The following is a 5,120-nucleotide window of genomic DNA, read 5'->3' on the forward strand; positions in this document are numbered from 1 at the left end:
CAGCCGCAGGGCAGGTCGGCGTCCAAGGCCCGGCGGATCATCGCCCGGGCGGCGTCGGCCGGCCCCGCGGGTGCGACGACCCCGAGTCGCACATAGCGGAGCGTGTCCGGGGCGCCGACGGCCGCGAGGCGGGCGGGGTCCCACGCCCACTCCGGCGGCAGGAGCAGGGTCCGGTCGATCAGCGCGCAGCCGCGGGGCGTGCGGTACGCCAAGAAGACGGCGGTCTGGCAGTTCACGGTCCGGGCCCCGACCCGGACCTTCGCCACTCCCGCCGACTTCGTCCCCTTCTTCCGGAACCGAGCCACGCCGGCGATCAGGACGGACCGGCCGGCCTCGCCGGGGACGGCCAGCCGGTCGATGACGTAGTCCCGCAGGTCGTCGCGGACGAGGTCCGCGTCCCACCGGGCCCGCCCGAGGAACCGCTGCAGGTTGATCGGCGTCGGCTCCCCGGCCGCCGCGGCCAGTTGCCGACCCGTCGGCCGCCCCGTCACGGCGGCCAGGGCCCGCAGGTATCGCCCGGCCCGCCCCCGCAGTTCGCGGCGGCCGAAGCGGGGGGCGATCCGCTCGGCGACCGCGGCGAGCTCGCGGTCCCGGCGGTCGTTCTCCCCCTCGTCAGTGGCGACCTCCCCGGCGTCCGTCATCCCGCGTTCCTGCTCGTCGAAGTCCGTTCCGCCCCGGCGTCCCCCGCCGGGGCGGCGAAGCGCAATAGTAGGCGACCCGGGCGGAGTCGAGTCCGGGACGTCGCCGACCGGCGGGGGCCGACCGCCCGCCGCCGCGGCTCGGCCGGAGCGGCCCTACCTCCTAAAACGCAGGGCCGAGGGGGTGTCGACGTGGTCCAGAACGCCGCGATCGAAGGGTGCGGCATCGTGTCGCGTGTCACAGCGGGTGCGCTCTCAGGGCGCGCATTAAACTCCGCCGTGCGGGGCGCTCGCGGCCCCGGCCCCGCCGGCGGCGACACGAGGACGCTGCCGTCGGCGACGGGACGCGGCGGTCGGCCGGCGGTGTGAGTCGTCCCCTCCCCCGCGGAAAACGGCGGGCGTTCTGGAGACGTCCGAATTTTTCGGACAGGGTCCGCCCTGGAGAATTAGCCTCGCGGGGCGCGGAGTAGACAGGCGTCGGCGGTCCGGACTCTTCGGCCTCCGCGATCCCGCCACGGGCGTCCGCCCCCCACTTCACCCCTCGGCCGCTTCCGTTCGGCGGTCGGTTCGCCCGGCGGGGGCGGTCCGCACCCGCGGACGCCGGGCACGACGGCGAACTCCGACTTCGTCATGGCGGGGCGGGACTCGGGGGGCCTTCCGTTCCGACCCGTCGGGGAACGCGCTGATCGAGCCCCGGCCGGACGGCCGCCGCCGGCCGGTCTCGTCCCGTCGGTCCGCCGGCGGGCCTCCCGCCCCGCACGCCGCGACCGCGAAGACCTCGGTTCGCCAAGGGGCGTGCCGATTGATCCGCTAGTTCCCTTCGCTTTTCGGCCTTCAGGCCGGCCGCCGCCGCAGGTCAGACTCAGGACCGGTCGATGACCGAGGCGGCGTCTCGCTCCGCACGCCGCCTTCTCTAATCCCGTGTTTTGCTACAGAGGGGGAGTGGGAATCAATTCACCGCTTCTCGCCGCAGAACCCCGATTTCGGTCTGCCAGTGTAGAGCGGAGGGGGCGGGAATCGTTTCGCCCAACTCTTCAGGCGCTCCGTACGACCCGCGGGAGAGGGACGGTCGGCGGGAGCGTTCGACGAACCTTCGCATTGTCCGAAACCGCGGCCCGACGCCGTGAATCGCACGACCGGGAGCGGGGACGCTGCGGGTCGATTCAAGCCCTCCGAGACCCGCCCACGCGGGAGCCCCGCCCGCCCCCGGACGGCGGGCGGCGTCGGCAATCCGGTGAGCGCGGATCTGAGGTAAGCAAACCACGGCCGCGTTTCTGAGCACGGTCCTATCCGGCTAGCGTCAACGGCATGGATCGAAGGCGGCAAAACTCAATTCGCTCCGGGACCGCCCCTTATGACCGGCGCCATGACCGGCGCCGCCGTCCGGGGAACGCCGGCCGCGTCCGAAACTTCGGACGCCCGCGTCGGGGCCGGCGGGAGGGCGACCGAGAGCCCGGCGCGGCGTCGCCGCGAACGATCGCCGGGGCGTGACGGGGCCGCGACCGCTCCCGGGTCGGACCTAAAAAAGGCCCCCCGCACGCGCGGGGGGGGCGGCCGCCGGCGAACCGGCGGCGGGAACGTCACCGACCGCGGCGGAGGCCGCGGCCGAGGGGACCGGTGGCCAGACCGACGGCGGCCAGGGCGACCGCGGAGCGGCAGACGACGCGGGCGGCGGGGCGGAGGAGGGCCAGCGCCAGGCCGACGGCGGGGCGGTCGAGGGACGGAGGGACGAACAGGGACATGGGGATCTTTCGAGTCGCTGGAGAAGGGGGAATCGGGATCAGCGGGGACGGAACGACCCGCGGCCGCCCCCCGCCGGGACGACCGCGGGGGTTCGGGGGAGGGCGAGGTAAGTCAGCGGCGGTCGCCGGCTCGCTCTTTTAGGCCGTCGATCAGGCCGGAGGCCTGCCGGCGGGAGAGGGCGGCGGCGTCGGTCACGCCGAGCCGCCGCAGCTCGGCGGCCAGGTCCGCCCCCGCCCGGCGGGCGAAGGCGTGCAGGGCCCGCACCTGCTTCGGGGTGCTCGGCGGGTCGGACGGGGGTCGGGAAGCCGGCGCCGCCCCCGGCAGGCGGGCGGGTTCCTCGGTGGACTCATCGACGCCTAACTCTGCGTCGACGGCTTGCCGGACGACGCCGAAGCACCCGCGGATCTGCCGGCGGAGTTTTTCCGGGTCCTTCAACAACTCGGCGGAGAGCTCCACCTCCAGGTGGACCTGGGCCCCGCGGCTGCCGTAGTCCGGCTGGCCGATCTTGCGGCTCAGGCCGCAGTTCATCTTCAACATGGCGTACCTCCTGTGAATGAGAGGGTGGGGACGGTGAGCGGCTACGCGGCGAGGCCGCCGAGCCGCTTGAGGCCGTCGAGGGCGCTGGCGACGGCCCGGTCCCGCTTCTTGAGCCTGCGGAGGTCCGCGGCGAGGGAGCGGGCCTGCTGCGCCGCCTCGGACAAGGTCGCGGTCAGGGCGGCCGCCCGTTCGAGGAGGGCCTCGGGATCGGCGGCGGGGGCGTCGGGCTTGGGGCGGGGCGTCTCGGGGGCGGGGTCGGGGGAACGAAACGGGACGGTCGCGACCGCCGGGGCGGCGGATGTGGGGGACGGATCCTCAGCGGCGAGCCGGACGGCCCCCTCGGCGGGGACGGCGTCGCCGGCGAGGGTGGCGAAGACGACGGTCGTCCCGCCCTCGCCGGGGGCGTCGCAGCGGACCGGCTCCTCCGACCCGTGCAGGGCGATCTTCGAGCAGCCGGCGGCGAGGGCCCGGGTCAGGAACCGCCGGTCGGCCACGGCGACCGCCTCGCCCGGCGCCTCCGACGACGCCGTCGCCAACTCCACCGCCGCGGCGCCTTCCTCGGCGGCCCGGACGAGGAACAAGCCGTCCCGCACCTCCAGCGTGACCGGCCGGCGGTGGTCGCCGGCGCCCGGCAGGCGGTCCAGCCGGTCGGCGAGGAACGCCGCGTCGGCCTCGGAGAGAACGACGGACGCCTTCCCCCCGCCGCCGGGCACGACGCGGTCGAGGTCGGGAAAGCGGGCGTCCCGGGCCTCCGGCGCCCACAGCGTCCAGTCGCCGGCCGAGAGGACGACCAGCGGGACCTTCGGGCCGTCCGTCACGCGGGCGAGGCGGACCTCCGCGTCCTTCAGCTGGGAACAGCCCAGAGCGTGCGGGGCGGGCAGCAGGACGGGCTGCTCCCACGGGAAGGCATAGTGCCGAGCGATCAGCAGGCAGTGGCTGTCGGTGGCTTCGACCCGCCCGGCGTGCGGGTCCAGCCGCACGCAGCCGAGGGCGTAGCGGGTCGACTCCGCGTCCGTCACGGCGACGGCCGATCGCAACGCCGCGGCGAAGCCGGGGCCGGGGTCGTGAAACTCCTCCACGGCGGGTGGGGCGAACTGGTTCGCTCGGTCGCGGTCCGTCTTCTCGACGGCGCGGCGGGCGGACCGGGGGACGCCCTTCTCGTCCCAGTTCGCCACCACGGCCGCCCTGCCGTCGGCCTCGGCGAGGGCGACGTCGCCGGCCCTCGCGGCGCCGGCCTCGGCCAAGACATCGAATGGCAGGACGAGGTCCGCCGGCGGGCGGCTCCCGGGAATCCCGAGACTGACGCCCCGGCCGTCCGGGGCGACCGCGGTGAGGCGGACCCCGCCGTCGGCGCCGGCGTGGACGCGGACGGGCGGGCCGGCGTCGCGACGCTTCAGGGACAGATGTTTCTTGAGGACGAGCCGGAAGCCGTGCAGCGTCCGGCGGGGCAGGATGAGCGGGGGCATGAGGCCTCCTAGAGGTTCGGGAATCGGCGGGTGAGACGAAAAGGCCGGCGGCGGGGACGAACCCGCCGCCGGTCGTGAAGCGGACGACCGCGGGCTCAGTGGAAGGCGACCTTGCCGCGGCCGCAGCGGGCCGGGTTCGTCCGCCGGCGGGCCTGTTCGGCGTCCCAGTCGATGGGGCCGAGGTCGTCGTCGGGGTGGGCGAACGCCGCCGGGCCGTCCAGCTGGAAGCCGAGGCGGGCGATCGCGCCGACGCTCTCGCCGGTCGCCGCGGCGATCCGGCGGTTCAGTTCTTGCTGAGGCATGGAAAGCTCCTGTTCTTGCAGTGGGGAAAAGGAAAAGCGGCGGGTCGGCGCTGGGCCGATCCGCCGCTTCGGGGGAAGACGTTGGTGGAGCCGGGCGGTCAGCCCGGCTTGTTCAGCAGGTTGCGGGTGAGCCAGTCGGCCTCGGCTGCGAGGGCGGCGCTGCGGAGCGGGAACGGCCCGAGGGCCGGCCCGCCGACCGGCGAGAGGTCCGCGGTCCACCCGCCGCCGGGGGCGGGTTCGACGTGACTGGCCCGCACGACGGCGCTGTCGCCGAGCGCGCCGGCGTCGATCAGCTCGCCGTACAACCCGCGGGCGGTCCCGTCGGGCGAAACGAACAGTTCCTGCACGGCGCCGCTCATCGCGGGCTCCGCAGCACGCGGCGGCGGGGGGCGTCGGCGATGAGCGGGTCGAGGGCCTCGGCCACGCCGGCCAGG

At 75.4% G+C, this 5,120-nt stretch carries 6 protein-coding genes; all 6 read right to left on the bottom strand.

The features are described 5' to 3' along the window. On the bottom strand, window positions 1-641 hold a 641-nt coding region (locus ACG2DA_RS21580), incomplete at its 3' end, for a transposase (RefSeq protein WP_395258592.1). A gap of 1,577 nt (window positions 642-2,218) precedes the next feature. Next, entirely contained in the window at window positions 2,219-2,380 is a 162-nt protein-coding gene (locus tag ACG2DA_RS21585; protein WP_395258593.1) for a hypothetical protein, read from the bottom strand. Window positions 2,381-2,492: 112 nt separating this feature from the next. Further along, window positions 2,493-2,918: a hypothetical protein gene (locus tag ACG2DA_RS21590; protein ID WP_395258595.1), complete on the bottom strand. Its 426-nt coding sequence runs from the start codon at window positions 2,916-2,918 to the stop codon at window positions 2,493-2,495. 41 nt (window positions 2,919-2,959) lie between these two features. Next, entirely contained in the window at window positions 2,960-4,384 is a 1,425-nt protein-coding gene (locus tag ACG2DA_RS21595) for a hypothetical protein (RefSeq protein WP_395258597.1), read from the bottom strand. 95 nt (window positions 4,385-4,479) lie between these two features. Beyond that, entirely contained in the window at window positions 4,480-4,686 is a 207-nt protein-coding gene (locus tag ACG2DA_RS21600; RefSeq protein ID WP_395258599.1) for a hypothetical protein, read from the bottom strand. Between the two features lie 98 nt (window positions 4,687-4,784). Beyond that, the gene (locus ACG2DA_RS21605; RefSeq protein WP_395258601.1) at window positions 4,785-5,045 is read right to left on the bottom strand and encodes a hypothetical protein; all 261 of its coding nucleotides are present in this window, start codon (window positions 5,043-5,045) and stop codon (window positions 4,785-4,787) included. Window positions 5,046-5,120 lie beyond the last annotated feature (75 nt).

The sequence above is a fragment of the Alienimonas sp. DA493 genome (genome assembly GCF_043951915.1).
In the GTDB taxonomy this organism is placed as follows: Bacteria; Planctomycetota; Planctomycetia; order Planctomycetales; family Planctomycetaceae; genus Alienimonas.

What these genes read in the sequence shown, in the direction of transcription:
- ACG2DA_RS21595 (WP_395258597.1), bottom strand. Translation starts at nt 4,384, where the DNA reads ATGCCCCCGCTCATCCTGCCCCGCCGGACGCTGCACGGCTTCCGGCTC.
- ACG2DA_RS21600 (WP_395258599.1), bottom strand. Translation starts at nt 4,686, where the DNA reads ATGCCTCAGCAAGAACTGAACCGCCGGATCGCCGCGGCGACCGGCGAG.
- ACG2DA_RS21585 (WP_395258593.1), bottom strand. Translation starts at nt 2,380, where the DNA reads ATGTCCCTGTTCGTCCCTCCGTCCCTCGACCGCCCCGCCGTCGGCCTG.
- ACG2DA_RS21590 (WP_395258595.1), bottom strand. Translation starts at nt 2,918, where the DNA reads ATGTTGAAGATGAACTGCGGCCTGAGCCGCAAGATCGGCCAGCCGGAC.
- ACG2DA_RS21605 (WP_395258601.1), bottom strand. Translation starts at nt 5,045, where the DNA reads ATGAGCGGCGCCGTGCAGGAACTGTTCGTTTCGCCCGACGGGACCGCC.